The following is an 18,488-nucleotide window of genomic DNA, read 5'->3' as shown; positions in this document are numbered from 1 at the left end:
CATGGCAGCGGCGGACGAGGAGACCAAGCGCGAGCTTCCGGAGGCGAGGAGCGCGCGCGACGGGGGGGAGGGCGAGCGCCGTGCGTCCACCCCCGCGGAGACCTCGATGGCGCTCGCGCGGCGGCGGCTGCTCGAGCTCTGCAAGCGGCACAAGGACGAGCTGATCGACGACTGGATTGAGAACGTCCTGGCGCTGCCGCCGGAGCGGGGCCGGTACACCGATCGGCCCGTGGGCGAGGTGACGGAGAACGTGCGCTCCTGGCTCGCCGCCTTCACCCGGATCCTCGAGGACGGCAGCGAGGAGCTGCTCGACGAGTTCATCACGCACCTCGTCGAGCAGCGCTACGCGACGGGGTACTCCATCAGCGGTCCTTTGATCGCGGCCTCCGAGTTCCGCACCGCCGTCGCCGGCGTGCTCGACACGCGGCACGACGACGCCGACGCGGACGGGCCGTCGACGCTCGACGTGCTGCGCGCCGTCGACGCGCTCCTGCTCCAGTTCGAGCACCGCTTCGCCGAGGCCTACGCCCAGCGGTCGCTGTTCGCCTCCGAGGAGCGCTACCGCGAGATCGTCGAGCTCTCGTCCGACGTGCTCGCGACGATCGACCAGGAGGGGATGCTGACGCGGCTGAACGTGCGCTTCGAGGTGCTCTTCGGGCACTCGCGGCAGGCGTGGATCGGCCGGCCGATCACCGCGCTCGCGGTCGCGGCGGACGTGCCGGTCCTGCGCGCGCTCGTGACGTCCGCGTCGCGGGCCGAGGCGCCCCGGGAGGCCACCGTCCGCTGCGCGACGCGCGCCGGCCTGACCAAGGTGATGACGGTCAGGATCACGCGGCTCTACGGCGAGGACGCGTCGCTCGCGCTCATGCGCGACGTGACCGAGGAGGTGGCGCGCCGCGCGCAGATCCTGCACAGCGAGAAGCTCGCGTCGATCGGGCAGGTCGCGGCGAGCGTCGCCCACGAGCTCAACAACCCGATGGCGTGGGTGATGGCGAACCTCGAGCAGATCCGGAGCGGGGCGCACAAGCTCGTGTCGGCGGCGCGCCCCGTCGCGTCCGGCTCCTACGAGGATCTGCTCCGCGCGATCGATCTCATCGATCGGTCCTGCCACGAGGCGCTCGCCGGCGTGGAGCGGATGCGCGACATCGTGACGGACCTGAACCTCTTCTCGAGCAGCAGCGAGCGCAAGCCGGAGCGGGTCGACCTGGTCGACGTGATCGAGCTCGCGCTGCGGATGACGGGGCCGCAGCTGAGCCAGCTCTGCCGCATCGAGCGGCGGTACGGCGAGATGCCGCCGCTCGTCGGCTACCCGGGCAAGCTCTCGCAGGTGTTCGTGAACCTGTTCATCAACGCGGCGCAGGCGATGCCGAACCGCCCGCGGGACGAGAACATGGTGCGCGTGACGACGCGCTTCGACGCCGGGGTCCACCACGTCGAGGTGGAGGACAACGCGCGCGGGATGACCCCGGAGGTCGTCGAGCGGATCTTCGACCCGTTCTTCACGACGAAGGAGGAGAGCGCGCGGCCGGGGATCGGGCTCTGGGTGTCGCGCAACATCGTCGAGGAGCAGCACGGGACGATGACGGTCTCGAGCAAGCCCGGCATCGGCACCGTGTTCACGATCCGCCTGACCGGCCTCGACCCCGCGGATCTGCCCGCGCTGCGGCCGCCGCCGGAGCCCCCGCGCTCGTCGTCGCGCGGGACGATCCTCTTCGTCGACGACGAGCCGATGCTGCTCAACGCGTTCGCGCGCGCGTTCGAGGAGCGGCACGAGGTGCTCGTGGCGAAGAGCGGCCACGAGGCGCTCGACATCCTGCGGTCCCGCGCCGGCCGGATCGACGCGATCGTGTGCGATCTCCTGATGCCGCAGATGAGCGGGATGGCGCTCTACGACGAGATCGGCGAGCGGTTCCCGCAGCTCCAGCCCAAGATGGCGTTCATGTCGGGCGGGGCCTTCACGCAGGCCGCGCGGGCGTTCGTGGAGCGGGTGGACAACCCCAAGATCGCGAAGCCGATCTCGCTGGACGATCTGGAGCGGGTGATCGCGGACCTCCTGAGCGGAGGACAGAAGCGGGGGAGCTGATGGGGGAGGCGAAGGAGAGGGCCGTCCGGGCGCGCGCGAACCTCGCGCGTTTCCGGCCAGGGCAGCGCGAGGGCTTTTACGAGAGCTTCTTCCAGCGCGCGAACCACCCGACGCGCCCGCTCGCCTTCTGGATCCGCTACACGCTTTTCAGCCCCGCGGGGCGGCCCGAGGCCGCGGAGGGCGAGCTCTGGGCCGTCTACTTCGACGGCGAGTCGGAGCGCCACGCGGTGGCGAAGCGCGAGGTGCCGTTCTCCGGCCGCTGCGCGTTCGCCCGCGACACCTTCTCGGTGACGGTCGACGGCGCCGTCCTGGGCCCTGGCAAGCTCACCGGCGCGGCGGGGGAGGGCGACTCGGCGATCGCCTGGGACCTCTCGTACGAGGGCGGCGGGGAGCCGCTCCTGCTGCTCCCCGCGGCGCTCTACAACGCGCCGTTGCCGAAGGCGAAGAGCCTGGTTGGCGCCCCGCTGGCCGTCTACCGCGGCGTCGTCCGGGCGTTCGGCCGGGACGTGGACGTCTCGGGCTGGGTGGGCAGCCAGAACCACAACTGGGGGACGAAACACACGGACCTGTACGCCTGGGGGCAGGTCGCCGGGTTCGATAGCCACCCGGACAGCTTCCTGGAGGTCGCGACCGCCCGCCTGAGGATCGGGCCGCTCTGGACGCCGCGGATGACGCCGCTGGTCCTGCGGCACGGGGGCGAGGAGATCGCGCTGAGCTCGATCGGCCGAGCGATCCGCGCCGAGGCGTCGTTCGACTACTTCACCTGGACGTTCCGGACCGAGACCGACCGGCTGAGCGTGGAGGGGCGCATCTCCGCGAGCGCAGGCGACTTCGTGGGCCTCGCGTACCGGAACCCTCCGGGCGGCGTGAAGCACTGCCTCAACACGAAGATCGCGGCCTGCAGCCTGACGTTGCGGCGGAAGAACCTGGGCCGCGAGGTGGGCGTCGAGACCCTGACGACCGCGCGGCGGGCGGCGTTCGAGATCCTCACGGACGACCGCGGCCACGGCGTGACGATCCGCGCCTGACCCGGGGTGCTCTAGGGCGGATTACCCCCGTCTCTGGTACATGCACAGACGCCATGAGCCTGAAGCATCCCCGGACCATCCTCGTCGCGCTGGACAGCTCTCCGAGGGCGTCGCTCGTCCTCGCGGAGGGCGTGGACCTCGCGCAGAAGCTCGGCGGCAGCCTCGTGCTCGTCCGCGCGATCGGGCTCCACCACGCCATCCCCGTCGAGGCGCTGAACGAGTCGCCGACCCGCGTGCCGGAGATCCTGGAGCGCAACGACCGGGAGGAGCTGGAGCAGCAGGCGCGCGAGGCGCCCCCCGGGCTCGTCGGGAAGGTCGTGGTCCACGTCGGCGTCGCCTGGGAGGTGATCTGCCGGACGGCCGAGGAGGAGAACGCCGATCTCATCGTGATCGGGTCCCACGGCTACTCCGGCATCGACAAGCTGCTCGGCACGACCGCGGCCAAGGTCGTGAACCACACGCGGCGATCGGTGCTCGTCGTGCGCGAGCGGCCGACGGACTGACAGGCCCGGCGGGCCTCAGGGGAGCTTGGCGATGAGCTCGTCGCCGAGCCGCGGCTGATCGATCTTGCCGAACCAGATCCGCCAGGTGGCCTTCATGAAATCGACGCCGCCGACGGTCGCGCTCGCGCCGCCCGCGGTGATCGTGGTCGTCTTCGCCGCCGGGTCGTACGTGATGGTGACCTCCGTGCCCTTGGCGAGGTCGCCCTTGAACGCCGCCATGAACCGCCCGACCTTCGCCTCGTCGACGTAGCCGTTCGCCGCGTAAGCGTCCCGCAGCGCCTTCACGATGCTCTCGCGGTCGACGTCGCGCAGCATCGTCAAGACGAACCGCTTTTGCGTGTCCATGTCGACGACGGCCTGCTTGGACTTCGTGGCGGGGAGCTGTTCCATGTAATGGCTGATCCGATAGACCTCGACGGTGATCGGACCGACCGCCCGGACGCGGACGGAAGAGCCCGTGAGCGTGTCGCTCGGTAACGCGAACAGGCTCGCGACAGCCAGGAAGATCGCGGCGAACGCGGCGAGAAACGCTGGAGATCTGCGTTGTGCGAGCAGCATTGGACTCACCTCCGCCGGCATGGCCGGCTGTGCGGCGCGCAAGGTCCGGGCGCCGCGCTCCGGGGAACACCGCGGAGGGACGAGCAAGCGCCGGGCCGCGGCCGGTGGGACGCAGGGAGCCGCAGGCCCGCGGGATCGCGGGATCGCGGTGAGGCCCGAGATCTTTTTCCAGCTCGGTCCGTAGAAGTCGCGCGTTGCGGGGGCCGAGGAGAGCGCGGCGGACGACGGGGTCCGCCGGTGGGGCCCCGCCTGCCTTGCGGCGGAAGGAGCTTGTCGATGCGAACGATGCTCGCGGCGTTGCTGATGGGATCTGCGGTCACGGGGTGCGCGGCGAGCGCCGCGGCGCCGCCCGGCGCGAGCGCCGCCGCGGCGCCGGGCGCGCCGGCGCCGCGGGCGGTCGAGGCGCGGCAGGGCGGCGCGCAGGTGGCCGCGGCGGCGCCGGAGGCGGCCGCGCCCCGCCCGGAGGTGGCCGCGGCGGCGCCGGAGGCGGCCGACGAGGCGCGCCGGGGCGCCTGGATCGGCGCCGCGGGCGCGAGCGACTTCATGCTGCCGGGGACGCGCGAGACGCAGCTCGGCGTGTGGGTCGACGTCCCGGCGGGCCGCCGCGCGGCGCGCGCGCCGGCGGCGGTCGCGCTGCTCGTGGACACCTCGGGATCGATGCAGGGGGCCAAGATCGAGCACGCGCGCGCCGCGGCGCAGGCGTTCGTGGACAGGCTGGCCGACGGCGACGTCGTCTCGCTCGCGTCGTTCTCGGACGCCGCGGAGGAGCGCGTCGCGCCCACCGCCCTCGGCCCGGCGACGCGGGCGGCGGTCGCGCGCGCGATCGCCGTGCTCGGCACGGACGGCAGCACCAACCTGTTCGACGGCCTCCGCCTCGCGGAGCGGCACGCGGTCACGGCGCCGGCGACACACGCGGTCCGGCGCGTGGTGCTCATCTCGGACGGCCAGGCGAACGTGGGGCCGTCGTCCCCCGACGTCCTCGGCGCGCTCGCCCAGCGCGGCGTGGACCGCGGGGTGCAGGTCACCGCGCTCGGGGTCGGCGCGGACTACGACGAGCGCACGCTCAACGCGCTCGCGGTCGCCTCCAGCGGCCGGCTCTACCACCTCACCGAGGCGCGCGAGATGTCCTCCGTCCTCGAGCGCGAGCTCGCCCTGCTCCAGGCGACGGCGGCGACGGAGGCGCTCGTGGAGATCGTCCCGGCGCCCGGGGTGGAGCTGCTCGGCGTTGCGGGCGAGCGCGCGGAGCGGTCCGGGCGCGCGCTCCGGGTGCCGCTCGGCACGATGTTCGGCGGGCAGCACCGCGAGCTGCTCGTGCGGGTGCGGGTCACCGCGCCGCCGTCCGGCTCCCACCCGCTCGCGAGCGTGCGGCTGCACTTCAACGACCCCGCGAACGGCAACGTCGCGCGCGTGCAGGAGGTGGTGGCCCGCTACGACGTGACGAGCGACCCGGCCCTGGTGGCCGCGCGCGAGAACGAGCAGACCCAGACCCTCGCGGCGGTGGTCGAGACGGGCATGATCGCGCTCGACGCGGCCCAGCAGGTGAACGCCGGCGATTTCAGCGCGGCCGAGGCGAAGCTCGCCGCCGCCGAGGACCGGCTCCGGAAGCAGGCCGAGCGGGCGCAGTCGGCCAGGGAGAAGGATCGCGCCGCGCGCGCCGCCTCGGCGATGGCCAGCGCGCGGAAGACCGCGCGCGCGACCGCGGCGGCTCCGCCCGCGGCGCGCCGGATGGAGGCGCTCAAGATGAACGACGTGGCGATGGAGCAGCTGGGCCGTTGAGCCGCGCGGGCGAGCGGCGCCTGCGCCGGTTCACCCGACCGCGCATCCATCATGCACGCGCATGCATGCGTCATGCACGGGTTGACCGAGCCCTGCCATCATCGATGAGCCGGCGTATGGTTGATCAATGAATCAACGTTGATGATGTAGATACACCATAGAGCATGATGGATGGCCGCCGCGTGGCCCTCGACACGGCGCCGCGTCCCGTGCGACATGGTCCCGGTCCTCCGCCGCTGTCGCCCTCTGCACCCGGCCTCGTCCATGAACCCGAACGCCTTCCCGGACCCGCGCGCCGCCGCCGTGCGCGGGCTCTGGTCGCTCGACCCGGCCGTCACCTTCCTGAACCACGGCTCGTACGGGGCCTGCCCGCGCCCGGTGCTCGAGGCGCAGCAGCGCTTCCGGGACCAGCTCGAGCGCGAGCCGGTCCGCTTCTTCCTCCGCGAGCTCGAGCCGCTGCTCGACGCCGCGCGGGCGGCGCTCGCCTCCTTCGTCGGCGCCGACCCGGAGGACCTCGTGTTCGTGCAGAACGCGACGACCGGCGTGAGCACGGTGCTGCGATCGCTCGCGCTCGGGCCGGATGACGAGCTCTGCGTCACCGATCACGAGTACAACGCCTGCCGCAACGCGCTCGACGCGGCGGCGGCGCGCGCCGGGGCGAAGGTGGTGGTCGCGCCGGTGCCGTTCCCGCTCGAGGCGCCGGAGCAGGTGATCGAGGCGGTGCTCGCGCGCGTGGGGCCGCAGACGCGGCTCGTGCTCGTCGACCACGTCACCAGCCCGACGGGGCTCGTGCTGCCGGTCGCCCCGCTCGCCGCGGAGCTCGCGCGCCGCGGCGTGGACGTGCTCGTCGACGGGGCGCACGCGCCCGGCATGGTGCCGCTCGACCTCCGCGCGCTCGGCGCGGCTTACTACACTGGCAACTGCCACAAGTGGCTCTGCGCGCCGAAGGGCGTGGGGTTCCTCCACGTGCGGCGGGACAGGCAGGGCGCGGTCCGGCCGCTCGTCATCAGCCACGGCGCCAACTCGCCGCGGACCGACAAGTCGCGCTTCCTGCTCGAGTTCGACTGGACGGGCACCGCCGACCCCACCGCGGCCCTCTGCGTCCCCGAGGCGATCCGCGCCCTGGGCGCGCTCCTGCCCGGCGGCTGGCCCGCGCTCCAGGCGCACAACCGCGCGACGGCGCTCGCCGCGCGCGACCTCCTGTGCGAGGCGCTCGGCTGCGCGCCGCCGTGCCCCGACGGGATGATCGGCGCGCTCGCGGCGTTGCCGCTCCCCGACGCGGCGTGCTCGCCGCTGCGCCTCGACCCGCTCCAGGACGCGCTCTTCGCGCAGTGGGGCATCGAGGTGCCGGTGACGGCCTGGCCCGCGCCGCCCCGGCGGCTGATCCGGATCTCGGCCCAGGTCTACAACGACCGGCCGCAGTACGAGCGGCTCGCGGCCGCGCTCCGCGCGCTCGTCTGACTCTGCGGCGCGGGGCGCATCTCTGCGGCGCGGGGCGTATCGCCGGCGGCAGGCCGCTCGCTAGGCGCGGCGGGCGCGCGCGGCCTCGCCGATCGCGTGCGTGATGTGCCCTTCCAGCTCGCCCGGCGGCAGCTGCTCGGACTCCACCACCACGAGGCGCGCCCCGGCGTCCTCGGCGAGGAGCTCGAACGTCTGCGGCGCGCGGTCGTGCAGATGGCTCGGCAAGATGATCGCGAGCGGGCGGAGGCGGACGGCCGTCCCCCACGCAGACGCCGCGTCGCAGGAGCGGACAAGGAAACGTGCCCGCGCTGCAACCCTGCGGCAACGGGCCAGAAAACCTGGGCTGCAGTCGAGCGCCAGCACGACGGGGATCCTGATCAACTGACTGCTACTAGGGGGCTCCGACATAGGAAGATGCTACTCCGGCGAAGCGCGATTGCGCGTCCTCTAATCCCGCATAACCGATACAGAGCTTTCCCGAAATGGAAAACAACATGATCGACAGGCCGTGTAAGCAGACACGCGTCTTTTTGGTGTATTAGGCAACGTTCTGTGAGCGCAGGATATTTGAAATGAACGCTGCGAGAAGGGACGAGCCAGCGCACTACCGCGCACGGCTGCGGCCGGCTCGTTCGTCGCGGGCGCGGCTCGCCGCGGCGAAGCAGGTGTTGGAGACGCGCTCAGCGATCGAGCCTGAATGAAATGGTGTGCCGTGGACGGAGTCGTTCCCCGGTCGACCCCGGCGGATTCCTGAGGGATCCCGCACATGTAGCGCGGAGGCCGCGCGATTGGACGCGCGAGGTCTGGAGAGCGCCGCGAGGACGAGGCCCGAGGCGCGCGGGACGTAGGGGGCGCTGTCATCGGCCGCGCGAGGGGCGCACACGCTAAACCGGTTTTGCGTACAGGTGCTGTCGGCGCCATCGCAAGGGCGCGACGGTGGCTGCGGTCCGCCGAGGAAGGGCTGCTGCCGGGGAGTCGGCGAGTCCACGTGAAAGGAGATCGTGTGTCACACGCGCGCCAGGGGCGAGTCGATCGCGCGCGGACACGCTCGCGCAACCGTCCGGTCACAATGCGTGTCCCAGCCGGCCTGGACATCAAAATGTCCAGTCGCGCGCCGCGCCTCCCGGCCGACGGCCAACCCTGCACCACGGCGTCGAGCGCGCTGAGCCCTCGGGTTTCTCCGGCGACGGTGATCGGGTCATGTGCCTCACAGCGGCTCGCGAGCGCGCCCGGCGCGGCGCCGGCCGGCGTGTTCCCGCGCGTCCCGGTGGAACGAGCGGCGAAGGCGGCGCCGAGCCGGCGCGGCTCGGCCCGCTCCGGCGGGCCCGGATCCCTCGCGAAAGCCGGCGGCAGCTGCAGAGGAGCGGCCGGGAGGAGGCGAGAGAGAGGATGGTGTCGAGCTGGTGGCTGCAATTAAGGACTGCACCCTATCATTTCATCACCTCGCTTGAACAGGGCAGCGAGAGTGGTTGCATCCCCGCCGGTACGCCGATGTCACGACGACTCGGAGGCATGGCCCTACGAATCTGAAGTAAAGGCGGATTTTTCCAGCACTACCGATGAGAGGTGGAGTCCAGTGGCCTCGGGTGCGGCCTGGACGCGCAGTTGTCCTCGGGGCCACCCGGACGCGCGGCCTGCCGCCCGGACGCGCGGCCTGCCGCCCGGACGCGCGGCCTGCCGCCCGGACGCGCGGCCTGCCGCCCGGACGCGCGGCCTGCCGCCCGGACGCGCGGCCTGCCGCCCGGACGAGCGGCCCTCGGCGATGGCGTCGCTCCGGCCACGCGGGGCTGGCCGGGCGGGCTGCTCGCGGGGCGGACGCTGGGGCGCGCGTGGTATATGCCGGCCCCATGGCGCAGGTGCACGGCGGCAGGCTCGTCTCGAAGGCCCTGGCGAGGCACGGGGTGACGCACCTGTTCACCCTCTGCGGCGGGCACATCCAGGCGATCTACGACGGGTGCCTGGACGACGGGATCCGGGTCGTCGACGTGCGGCACGAGCAGACCGCCGGCCACGCCGCCGACGGGATGGCGCGGGTGACCGGGCGGCCCGGGGTGTGCGCGGTCACCGCGGGGCCGGGCGTCACGGACGTGGTGACCGCGGTGGCCAACGCGCAGCGGGCGGGGATCCCGATGGTGGTCCTCGGCGGGGCCGGGCCGCGCGCCCTCGCCGACATGGGCTCGCTCCAGGACATGAACCACGTCGAGCTGATGCGGCCCATCACCAAGTGGAGCGCCGCCGTCCCCTCGACCGACCGCATCCAGGAGTACGTGGACTCGGCGTTCCGCGTCGCCCAGGCGAACGTGCCGGGGCCGGTCTTCCTCGAGCTCCCGCTCGACCTCCTGATGAACTTCGCGGGCGACGAGGCGCCGGCGACCGCGCCCATGGCCCCGCCCCGCCCCGGCGGGGATACGGCCGCCGTGGCGCGGGCCGCGGCGATGCTGCGCGAGGCGGAGCGGCCGATGTTCCTCGTGGGGAGCCAGCTCCGCTGGTCGCCGCGGCCGGACGCGCTGCGCCGCTTCGCCGACGCGGTGAAGGCCCCCTTCTACCTGAACGGCATGGCCCGCGGCGCGCTCCCCCACGCGCACCCGGGGCTCATGAGCCGCTCGCGCCGCTTCGCGCTCTCGCAGGCCGACCTCTGCGTCGTGCTCGGGACGCCCTTCGACTTCCGCCTCGAGTACGGCCGCGCGATCAGCCCGGCCGCGAAGGTCGTCCAGATCGACCTCGACGGCGGCGAGCTCGGCAGGAACCGCCGCGTCGACCTCGGGATCCACGGGGACAGCGGCGTCGTGCTGGAGCAGCTGCTCGCGGAGGTGCCCGAGAAGAACGCGGAGGCGTGGCTGCTCGCCGTGCGCCAGGCCGAGGAGAAGTCGCGGGCGAAGATGCAGGCGGAGATCGAGAGCGAGGGCGATCCGCCGAACCCGCTGCGCGTCTGCGCCGAGGTCGGCAAGCGGCTCGGCAAGGACGACATCGTGATCGGCGACGGAGGCGACTTCGTGGCCACGGCGGCGAACGTGCTGAAGCTCTCGTGGCCCCAGCTGTGGATGGACCCCGGGCCGCTCGGGACCCTCGGGGTGGGGCCGGGCTACGCCATGGCCGCGAAGCTCGCCCGGCCCGAGGCGAACGTGGTCCTCGTCTACGGCGACGGCTCGTTCGGGTTCCACGCGCTCGAGTTCGAGGCGATGGCGCGCCAGGGGATCGCGGTCGTGAGTGTCATCGGCAACGACGCGGCCTGGACGCAGATCCGGCGCGGGCAGGTGGAGCTCTACGGCGAGGGGCGCGCGCCGGCGACGTCGCTCGCCCTCACCCGGTACGACCGCGTGGTGGAGGCGCTCGGCGGCTTCGGGGCCTACGTGGAGCGCACGGAGGAGCTCGGGCCCGCGCTGGACGAGGCGTTCCGGTGCGGCAAGCCGGCGTGCGTCAACGTGAAGATCGCGAAGAGCGACTTCCGCAAGGGCGCGATCAGCGTCTGACATCGTGGAGCTCCGGTTCGTCCCCCCCGATCTGCAGAGCCTCGACGGGCTCGACTCCGAGGTGCTCGCGTGCGCCCCGTTCAGCGACGCGCTGCCCGCCCACGGCGTGGCCGGGCTCTGCGACTGGCGGCTCGGCGGCCGGATCTCGGACCTCCAGCGGCAAGGCCTGATCACCGGCGAGCTCGGCGAGATCGTGATGATCCCGTGCAAGCCGCGCATGGCGTTCGACAAGCTCGTCCTGTTCGGCGCCGGCCCGCGCGCGGCGTTCGACGAGGCGGTCTTCCGCGACGTGGTGCGCCGGATGCTCGCGACCATGGGCGGGCTCTGCACGCGCGTCGCCGTGGTGGAGCTGCCGGGGCGGCACGACGGGCTCATCCCGGCCGAGCAGGCGGCGGACGCGCTCCTCGACTGCGCGGGCAGGGACCGCGGCGACAACGTGTGGACCCTCGTGGAGCGCGCCGAGGGCCGGCAGCAGATCACCCAGCACATGATCGAGCAGCGCCGGCGCGTGCGGCGAGCGTTGTGATCGAGCAGCGGCGGGCGCCCTAGCGACGGCGACGTCAGGCGGGCTGCTTCGGGAGCTCGAGGGTGAACGTCGCCCCCTCGCCGGGGCGGCTCTCGACCTGGATCGTCGCGCCGAGGGCGTCGGCGATCTGCCGCACGATCCACAGCCCCATGCCGAAGCCGCTGTAGTTCTCGCTGGAGACGGCGCGCTCGAAGCGCTCGAAGATGCGGGCCTGCTGGTCCGGCGCGACGCCGATGCCGCGGTCGCGCACCGTCAGGCGGGCGCGGTCGCCGAGATCCTCCACCTCGAGGTCGATGGGCTTGCCGGCGCCGTACTTGACGGCGTTCGAGAGGAGGTTCGTGACGATCTGGTCGAGCCGGAGGCGATCCCACCGGCCGGTGAGCGCGGGGGGCGCGGACAGGACGACAGGGCAGGCCGCGGCGGAGAGCTCCTCGCGGAAGCGCTCCAGCGCCTCGTTCACCACGGCCGTGAGATCGACGTCCTCGAGCTCGAGCTGCAGGCGGCCCGCGGAGATGCGCGAGATGTCGAGCAGGTTCGCGATGAGCCGCGCGAGCCGCTCGACCTGGCGCTTGATCATCTCCAGCCGCGGCGTCGCGCGCTCGGCGGTGAGGCCGCCGCGCTTGCCGGCGCGCAAGAGGCCGTCGATCTGGAGCTGCATCGGCGTGAGCGGCGTGCGGAGCTCGTGGGAGGCGATCGTGAGGAAGTCGTCGCGCGCGCGCACCGCGAGCTGCGCCTCGCGGTAGAGCCGGGCGTTGTCGACCGCCAGCGCCGCGCGCCGCGCGAGATCCTGCGCGAGGTCGAGATCCACCGCGTCGTAGCGGCGGTGCGTCGACGCGAACGAGAGCGTGCCGAGCGTGCGGCCGCGCGCGGTGAGCGGGACCGTGAGGTGCGAGGCGAGCGCGAGCGCGCGCAGCGCCTCGTAGTGCGCCTCGTCGAACGAGATCGCCCGGACGAACGAGTCGGTCACCTTGGGGATGAGCTCGGGCTCGGCCGTGCGCAGGACCTTGCCGATGCCGCGCCCGGCGGAGTCGGCCGTGATCTTGCCAAGGAGCTCGGTCGCGGCCGCCATGGCGGGATCGGCGTGGGCGGTCACCTGCCGCTCGATCGCGCCGGACTCGTCCTTGAGGAGGAGCACGCAGATCGAGGCGAAGTCGGGGAGCGCGACGCGGACCACGCGCCGCAGCGTCTCCTCGAAGTCGAGCGACTCGCCGAGGATCTGCCCGGCCGAGACGAGGATGCGCTGGGCCTCGTGGACGCGGCGGCGCTCCGTGACGTCGCGGGTGACCTTCGCGAAGCCGCGGAGGCGGCCGGCCTCGTCGAAGAGGACGCTGATCACCTCGTTCGCCCAGTAACGCATGCCGTCCTTGCGGACGCGGTAGCCCTCCTGGACCGATCGGCCGGTCTCCACCGTGGCCTCGAGCTCCGCGGCCGGCCTGCCGAGCTCGACGTCCTCGGGCGTGAAGAGGACCGAGCAGTGGCGGCCGACGATCTCGTCGGCGCGGTAGCCGTTGATGCGCTCGGCGCCCGGGTTCCAGCTGGCGATGCGGCCCGCGGGGTCGAGCATGAAGATGGCGTAGTCCTGGACGCCCTCGACGATGAGGCGGAACCGCTCCTCGCTCTGCTTGAGGCGCCGGTCGGCGCGCGCCTCGGCCGCCTCCATCTCCCGGCGGAGGAGGAGCTCGCGCATCCTGCGGTTCTCGTCCTCGTAGTGCTTGCGGCGCAGCTGGGCGCGCAGGCGCGCCTTGAGCACCGTGAGCTCGCCGGACTTCGTGACGAAATCGTCGGCGCCGGCCGAGAGGGCGTCGAGGATCGCCTTGTGGTCGTCGCGGCCGGTGAGCATGAGGAGCGGGATCGGGCGCCACGCGGCGTTCGCCTTGATCCGGAGGCAGGTGGCCGGCCCGGAGAGGCCCGGCATGACCATGTCGAGCAGGATGCCGTCGACGCGCGCCGCCGTGAGCCGGGCGAGCGCCTCCTCGCCCGACTGGGCGAGCACCGGCAGGTAGCCCTCCTCGCGCATCGCCGCGGCCACCTGGTGCAGGTACGTGGGGCTGTCGTCGACGATGAGAATGCGCTGCGTCGGCGCATCCGAGGGGCGGTTCATGGGCGCCTCCCGCGCAGGCTCCGGCGAGCGAACACAGCCATCACGACGTGGGGCGCGACCCTGGCCGAGCCGGCGCAGCAGGGCACGACGAGCCCCCGTGGCGCCACGACCCTCATTGGCCACCCGTGCAGGTTGCCATGTGTTCTCCCCCCCGCCGACACGAGAAGCCTACCTGGCCCGTTGGACTTTGCGTACAGCATCCTTGTCTTACCAGACGTCCGCCGCGTGCAACGTTGCGACCCGCACCGGTGCCCGGGAATCCAGGAATTCAAGCGACCACCACGCCTGCCGCGCTCAAGTGATCGGGGAGCGCCCGGGTGAGGACCAGGACAGACCCACAGCTGAATCAGGGACTTCACGATTGACAGCTGGAGCAGTTTTTCGATAGGCGTCACAGGCTGTCGGCCGGGCGGGAGCTGCGTTTGGCCCGTGGCGCCGCGCGACAGGGGCTGTCTCGGTGATGCCGAGAGAGGCGTGATGGCGCGGCGCTGCGGAGCTCTTGCCGCGTCGACCGGCCCGTGTCGACCGGCGGCTGACCGGCTGAACGTGGTTGCGCGGCGGCGTGGAGTCGGGAGATCACGGAGGCCGCGAGTCGCTCACCCCTCGTCGATGACCTCGATCATCGCGGCGCGCGCGGGGCCGCCGGCGGGGAGCCAACGGCAGAGCTCGTCGACCCCTACGTCGTCGACCACGCGGCGGAGCTCCGCGCGCGCGGCGGCGAGGTCGCCCCGCGCGGCGAGCGCGTGCGCGCGGGTGATGCGGTAACGCTGGCGCACCTCCGGCGGCTCGCCCCGCTGGCCGTCGGTGCGGCCGACCAGCGCGAGCGCCTCCTCGCCGGCGCCCGTGCGCACGAGCACCGCGGCGCGCGCCCCCCGGACGAGCGGACGCACCTCCGCGGGCGCGCGCGCCTCGTCCAGGACCGCGAGCAGGCGCCGGGCGCCCTCGATGTCGCCGGCGCAGAGCTGCCACTGCGCGAGGTGGCTCCAGGCGAGCATGCGCATGCGCGGAGGGATCCACTCGGGCGGCACGTCGCGCAGCGAGGCGGCGGCCGCCTTGTAGTTCCCCTCCCACGCGAGCGACTGGCCGATGATCTGCGCGGCGTAGGCGTAGATCGCCCGGGGATCGTCGCGGCGCGCCGGCGGGGCCAGCGCGGCGCCCGCGGCCGGGCGCCCCGGCCGCCGGAGAGGCCGCGCGGGCGGGGGCGCGACGGCCTCCTCCGCGGCGCGCGCGGCCTCTCCGACGGCCGGCCGCGCGCGCCGCGCCCGGCGGAGCTCGCCGCCGAGGAGCAGCAGCGCGGCCCCGGCGGCGAGCCCGCTCGCGGCGCCGAGCGCGAGCGGGCTGGCGCGCCACCCGGGGAGCGCGCCCTCCGCGAGCCCCACCGACGCCGCCCCGGACGCCGCGAGCAGCGCGGCGGTCAGGACCGGCCTCACGGCGCTCGTCACGGGCGCGCTCCAGCCCGGATCGGCGCGGGCGCGCGGCGGGCTCGGCGGGCCGGGCGCGGGGTCACCCGGCGCTCTCCTCGGGCGGGCCGGCGGCGCGCGCGACCTGATCGGGGCGGACCGCGGCCGGGTCGAAGCGCTGCGCGGCGGCCAGCATCTTGGCGAGCGTGGGCTCGAACGGCGCGTCCGGCGTGCGCTTGAAGCGGAGCGGGTTGATGCGGGCCACGACGAACGCCCGCAGGTAAGGGCTCTCGAAGCCGCGCGCCTTGAGCCCCTCGATCGCCTGCGCCACCGCGTCGTCGAGCTCGAGGAGGAGATCGGCGCGCGCCTTGCGGGTCTCGAGCGCCTCCGGGAGCGGCTCGTCGAGGAAGTGATCGATGTGCCGGAGGACCGACTGGTAAGCGCCGCCCGAGAAGCGGGGGCGCTGCTCGTAACAGAGGCCGAGCGTCAGCAGGCTCGGCTCCTCGAACTCGAGGCGGAACTCCTGCTCCGGCCGCGGGTCGAGGTCGGCGAGGGAGCGCGCCATCCGCGTGACCTCGAGCGCCTTCTCGCGGATGTTGTGCGCCTTCTCGGTGTTGAGGGCGAGGATGCGGTAGGCGATCCGCTCGTCCGGAAGCACCAGCGCGACGGCGCTCTTCGCGCCGAGGCGCGCGAGCGCGGCGCGCCGGTGGTTGCCGTTCGGCGTCCAGTACCGCCCCTCGCCGGGCGCGGCCGGCGCGGCCCGGCCCCTCCCGGACGAGAGCGGCGTCCGCACCGCGATGATGGGATCGAGGAAGCAGTCGAGCTTGTCGATGACCTCGCCGAGGCGCGCGACGTGCGCCTCGGAGAGGTCGCGCTGGAACGGCGTCGGCTCCACCCGGTCGAGCGGCAGGCCGGCGAGGATCGCCCACGCGCCGCCGACGGGCTCGCGGTAGGTCGCGAGCACCGCGCCGCCGTCGCTCCGGATCGCCTCGGCGAGGGCGGCGACGTCCGGCGGCGGCGCGCCCGCGGCGAGCTCGCGGGCGTCGAGGCCACGCGCGCCCGCGGCGGCCGCGGCCTTCTTCCGCCGCGCGCGCGGGGCGGGCGCGGCGCCCGGCTCCTTCGGCGCCCGCGGCTTGGCTGTGCGCTTCGCGGCCATCGGTCCTCCTCAGCGGTCCCTGAGCATGATCCTGGGATCGACGCTCGTCGGCCCTCTCATCGTGTCCGCGATCGCCTGATGGAAGCGATCGAGCCGCTGATCGACCGCGTGGAACACGGTCCCGTCCGGGTACCTGCCGTCCGCGTCGGCGACGCCCGCGGGGACGCCGGTGAGGATCTCGATGCCCTCCTCGACGGAGCTCACCTCGAACACGCGGAAGCGGCCGGCCTCGATCGCGGCGATGACGTCGGCGCGCAGCATGAGCGCGTCGCGGTTCGCGCTCGGGATGAGGACGCCCTGCTCGCCCGTCAGGCCCTTGGCGGCGCACAGGTCGAAGAACGCCTCGATCTTCTCGTTGATGCCGCCGACGGGCTGCACGCTGCCCTGCTGATCGACGCTGCCCGTGGCGGCGAGCTCCTGCCGGATCGGGACGCCGGAGAGCGCCGAGAGGAGCGCGTACAGCTCGCTCGAGGAGGCGCTGTCGCCCTCGATGGGCTCGTAGGTCTGCTCGAAGACGAGCGAGGCGCCGAACGACAGCGGGCGGTGCTGGGCGAACCGGGCCGCGAGGAAGCCGTTCAGGACGAGCACGCCCTTGCTGTGCAGCGGGCCGGACATCTCGACCTCGCGCGCGATGTTCACCGGCCCCTCGCGGCCGGGGTAGACGACCGCCGTGACCCGGCAGGGGCGGCCGAACGTCTGCGGGCCGTCGGACAGCACCGAGATCGCGTTGACCTGGCCGACGTGCCGGCCGGTCACGTCGATGCGGATCGTCCCGTCGGAGAGCATCTCGTGCACGTGGTCGCGGAAGTGGCTCCCGCGCCGGCGGGCCGACTCGAGCGCCTCGTTCACCTCGGGGCCGTCGACGACCTTGCGGCCCCGGCGCTGGGCCCGGTAGCCGGCCTCGGTCGCGACCTCGGCGATGAGGCCGAGCTGGGCGCTCACCTTGGTCTGGCTCTCCGCGAGGCGGCCGCCGTGGAAGAGGAGCGCGGTCACGCCGTCGGCGGTGAGCGGCGGCAGGCCGCGATCGTGCGTGAAGCCGGCCAGGAACGAGGGGTACGTGACGAGCGCCTGGTCGAGCGAGATCGTGGTCTCGAAGCGCGCCTGCACCTTGAAGAGCTGCGAGAACTCCGGGTCGGCCTCGTGCAGGTCCTGGTAGAGCTGCGGGTTCGTGACGAGGACGACCTTCACGTCGATCGAGATCGGCGGGAAGAGCAGCTCCTCGGCGGTGCCGCGGAAGTACGACGGGTTGTGCTCGGGCACGATGAACTTGCCGGCGAGCAGGCAGGCCTTGAGCTGCTCGTAGAGCGCCTCGTTCTTGAGGAGCGCGCCGGCGGGCAGGATGAGGAAGCCGCCGGCCGCCTCGTGGAGCGCGCCCGCGACGGCGAAGCCGGGCTCCGGGGGGAAGCCCGAGTCGGGCGGGGCGTGGGTGCGGCCGAACAGGGCGCTCAGCGTGGGGTAGGGGACCTCGACGACGGGGGCGCCGGAGTCGGGGGTGTGCTCGGTGAGCAGGGTCGGGACGACGACGCCGCGCGGGAGCGTGGCGCCGCCCTCCTCGCCGCGGGCCTCGTCGACGAGCCGGCGGAACTCCTTCGAGACGACGGTCTCGACGTCCGCGAGGAAGGCGCTGATGTCGTCGCGCCCCTCGAAGCGCGCGCGCACCGGCTGGAAGCAGCCCTTCACGCCGTCGCTGAGCAGCTGCTTGACGACGCCGCGCAGCTCGACGTCCGCCTCGTCCTGCACCGTGGCGAGCCGGATCTCGAACTCCTCGACGGAGCCGGCGATGGTCAGCAGGGCCTCGCTGTCGGGCGCGCTCGAGGCGTCCTCGAGCGAGGTGATCTGCACCTCGTCGTCGCCGCGCACGAGGTCGAGGCCGAGCTCGCGCGCGGCGCTCTTGAGCTGCTCCTCGAGCCGCCGCTCCTCGGCGTTGACGCGGCGCTGGATCTTGGCGCGCGCCTGCTTGAAGCGCTCGCCCTCGGTGGCGCCGCGCAGGGCGTCGACGAGCTTCTCGTGGAGCTCCTCCATCGCCTCGACGAAGGGGCGCCCCTCGCCCGGGGGGAGCGACAGCACCGTCGGCTCGCTCGGGCGGTGGGGGTTCGGCAGGAGGAGGATGTCGTCGGGCGTGGGGCGGCTCGCCGCGATGCGCTTCGCGACGGCGCGCGCGCAGAACGTGCGGCCGGTGCCGGGCGCGCCGACGACGACGACGTGGAACCGGGGCTGGCGGATGTCGAGCCCGAAGGCGAGGGCGGCGAGGGCGCGCTCCTGCGAGCCGATGCCGGCCGACAGCGGCGCGACCTCATCCGTGCTGGAGAAGCGGAAGCTCTGGGGGTCGACGATCTTGCGGCACTCGCTGGCGGACAGCTTGCGGGCGACCATGGCGGCGCACCATAGCGCCTTTCGCCGCCCGCTGGCGCGGAGCGCGCTCGGCG

Annotated in this window: 13 protein-coding genes; 7 read left to right on the top strand and 6 right to left on the bottom strand. The window is 73.5% G+C overall.

Annotated features, from left to right (window positions below):
* Window position 1: 1 nt before the first annotated feature.
* Genes WMF43_RS45790 through WMF43_RS45780 form a run of 3 tightly spaced genes read left to right on the top strand, consistent with a single transcriptional unit; the run spans window position 2 to window position 3,614 of the window.
* Window positions 2-2,083 (top strand): hybrid sensor histidine kinase/response regulator, encoded by a 2,082-nt coding sequence (locus WMF43_RS45790; RefSeq protein WP_437674904.1) that lies wholly within the window; start codon window positions 2-4, stop codon window positions 2,081-2,083.
* A complete protein-coding gene (locus WMF43_RS45785; protein WP_437674902.1) occupies window positions 2,083-3,111 on the top strand; it encodes a hypothetical protein in 1,029 nt (342 codons plus the stop codon). The genes WMF43_RS45790 and WMF43_RS45785 overlap by 1 nt, the downstream gene beginning before the upstream one ends.
* 53 nt (window positions 3,112-3,164) lie before the next feature.
* A complete protein-coding gene (locus tag WMF43_RS45780) occupies window positions 3,165-3,614 on the top strand; it encodes a universal stress protein (protein ID WP_437674901.1) in 450 nt (149 codons plus the stop codon).
* A gap of 15 nt (window positions 3,615-3,629) precedes the next feature.
* Here the strand turns inward: WMF43_RS45780 and WMF43_RS45775 are convergent, their stop codons facing one another.
* On the bottom strand, window positions 3,630-4,172 hold the full coding sequence (locus WMF43_RS45775; RefSeq protein WP_437674899.1) for a chalcone isomerase family protein: 543 nt from the start codon (window positions 4,170-4,172) through the stop codon (window positions 3,630-3,632).
* Between the two features lie 276 nt (window positions 4,173-4,448).
* On the opposite strand from WMF43_RS45775, the gene WMF43_RS45770 reads away from it, so the two are divergent.
* Window positions 4,449-5,948 carry a vWA domain-containing protein gene (locus WMF43_RS45770; RefSeq protein ID WP_437674898.1) on the top strand — a complete coding sequence of 500 codons (1,500 nt, stop codon included), beginning with the start codon at window positions 4,449-4,451 and terminating at the stop codon, window positions 5,946-5,948.
* Window positions 5,949-6,212: 264 nt separating this feature from the next.
* Window positions 6,213-7,409 (top strand): aminotransferase class V-fold PLP-dependent enzyme, encoded by a 1,197-nt coding sequence (locus WMF43_RS45765; RefSeq protein WP_437674896.1) that lies wholly within the window; start codon window positions 6,213-6,215, stop codon window positions 7,407-7,409.
* Between the two features lie 60 nt (window positions 7,410-7,469).
* Here the strand turns inward: WMF43_RS45765 and WMF43_RS45760 are convergent, their stop codons facing one another.
* A complete protein-coding gene (locus WMF43_RS45760) occupies window positions 7,470-7,790 on the bottom strand; it encodes a hypothetical protein (RefSeq protein ID WP_234023123.1) in 321 nt (106 codons plus the stop codon).
* A gap of 1,466 nt (window positions 7,791-9,256) precedes the next feature.
* Here WMF43_RS45760 and WMF43_RS45755 point away from each other — a divergent pair.
* Both WMF43_RS45755 and WMF43_RS45750 read left to right on the top strand, forming a co-directional pair.
* Window positions 9,257-10,879 (top strand): thiamine pyrophosphate-binding protein, encoded by a 1,623-nt coding sequence (locus tag WMF43_RS45755; protein ID WP_437674894.1) that lies wholly within the window; start codon window positions 9,257-9,259, stop codon window positions 10,877-10,879.
* 4 nt (window positions 10,880-10,883) lie between these two features.
* Window positions 10,884-11,405 carry a M17 family peptidase N-terminal domain-containing protein gene (locus WMF43_RS45750; protein ID WP_104986174.1) on the top strand — a complete coding sequence of 174 codons (522 nt, stop codon included), beginning with the start codon at window positions 10,884-10,886 and terminating at the stop codon, window positions 11,403-11,405.
* A 34-nt stretch (window positions 11,406-11,439) separates the two neighbouring features.
* Here WMF43_RS45750 and WMF43_RS45745 read toward each other — a convergent pair whose 3' ends face one another.
* The 4 genes from WMF43_RS45745 to WMF43_RS45730 all read right to left on the bottom strand — a co-directional run bounded on the left by WMF43_RS45745 (window position 11,440) and on the right by WMF43_RS45730 (window position 18,435).
* Window positions 11,440-13,506 (bottom strand): ATP-binding protein, encoded by a 2,067-nt coding sequence (locus tag WMF43_RS45745; protein WP_437674891.1) that lies wholly within the window; start codon window positions 13,504-13,506, stop codon window positions 11,440-11,442.
* A 596-nt stretch (window positions 13,507-14,102) separates the two neighbouring features.
* Window positions 14,103-14,948 carry a hypothetical protein gene (locus tag WMF43_RS45740; RefSeq protein ID WP_437674890.1) on the bottom strand — a complete coding sequence of 282 codons (846 nt, stop codon included), beginning with the start codon at window positions 14,946-14,948 and terminating at the stop codon, window positions 14,103-14,105.
* Between the two features lie 61 nt (window positions 14,949-15,009).
* Window positions 15,010-16,062, bottom strand: coding sequence for a chromosome partitioning protein ParB (locus WMF43_RS45735; protein WP_437674888.1), 1,053 nt, complete (start codon window positions 16,060-16,062; stop codon window positions 15,010-15,012).
* Window positions 16,063-16,071: 9 nt separating this feature from the next.
* The gene (locus WMF43_RS45730) at window positions 16,072-18,435 is read right to left on the bottom strand and encodes a Lon protease family protein (protein ID WP_437674887.1); all 2,364 of its coding nucleotides are present in this window, start codon (window positions 18,433-18,435) and stop codon (window positions 16,072-16,074) included.
* Window positions 18,436-18,488: the final 53 nt, after the last annotated feature.

The sequence above is a fragment of the Sorangium sp. So ce131 genome, assembly GCF_051519095.1.
Taxonomy (GTDB): Bacteria; Myxococcota_A; Polyangia; order Polyangiales; family Polyangiaceae; genus Sorangium.
The sequence above is the reverse complement of the archived record's forward strand: the minus strand, read 5'-3'. Positions and strand labels throughout refer to the sequence as shown.

Coding starts and splice junctions, on each gene's coding strand:
- WMF43_RS45765 (WP_437674896.1), top strand. CDS start 6,213: ATGAACCCGAACGCCTTCCCGGACCCGCGCGCCGCCGCCGTGCGCGGG.
- WMF43_RS45745 (WP_437674891.1), bottom strand. CDS start 13,506: ATGAACCGCCCCTCGGATGCGCCGACGCAGCGCATTCTCATCGTCGAC.
- WMF43_RS45735 (WP_437674888.1), bottom strand. CDS start 16,062: ATGGCCGCGAAGCGCACAGCCAAGCCGCGGGCGCCGAAGGAGCCGGGC.
- WMF43_RS45780 (WP_437674901.1), top strand. CDS start 3,165: ATGAGCCTGAAGCATCCCCGGACCATCCTCGTCGCGCTGGACAGCTCT.
- WMF43_RS45755 (WP_437674894.1), top strand. CDS start 9,257: ATGGCGCAGGTGCACGGCGGCAGGCTCGTCTCGAAGGCCCTGGCGAGG.
- WMF43_RS45730 (WP_437674887.1), bottom strand. CDS start 18,435: ATGGTCGCCCGCAAGCTGTCCGCCAGCGAGTGCCGCAAGATCGTCGAC.
- WMF43_RS45790 (WP_437674904.1), top strand. CDS start 2: ATGGCAGCGGCGGACGAGGAGACCAAGCGCGAGCTTCCGGAGGCGAGG.
- WMF43_RS45770 (WP_437674898.1), top strand. CDS start 4,449: ATGCGAACGATGCTCGCGGCGTTGCTGATGGGATCTGCGGTCACGGGG.
- WMF43_RS45775 (WP_437674899.1), bottom strand. CDS start 4,172: ATGCTGCTCGCACAACGCAGATCTCCAGCGTTTCTCGCCGCGTTCGCC.
- WMF43_RS45785 (WP_437674902.1), top strand. CDS start 2,083: ATGGGGGAGGCGAAGGAGAGGGCCGTCCGGGCGCGCGCGAACCTCGCG.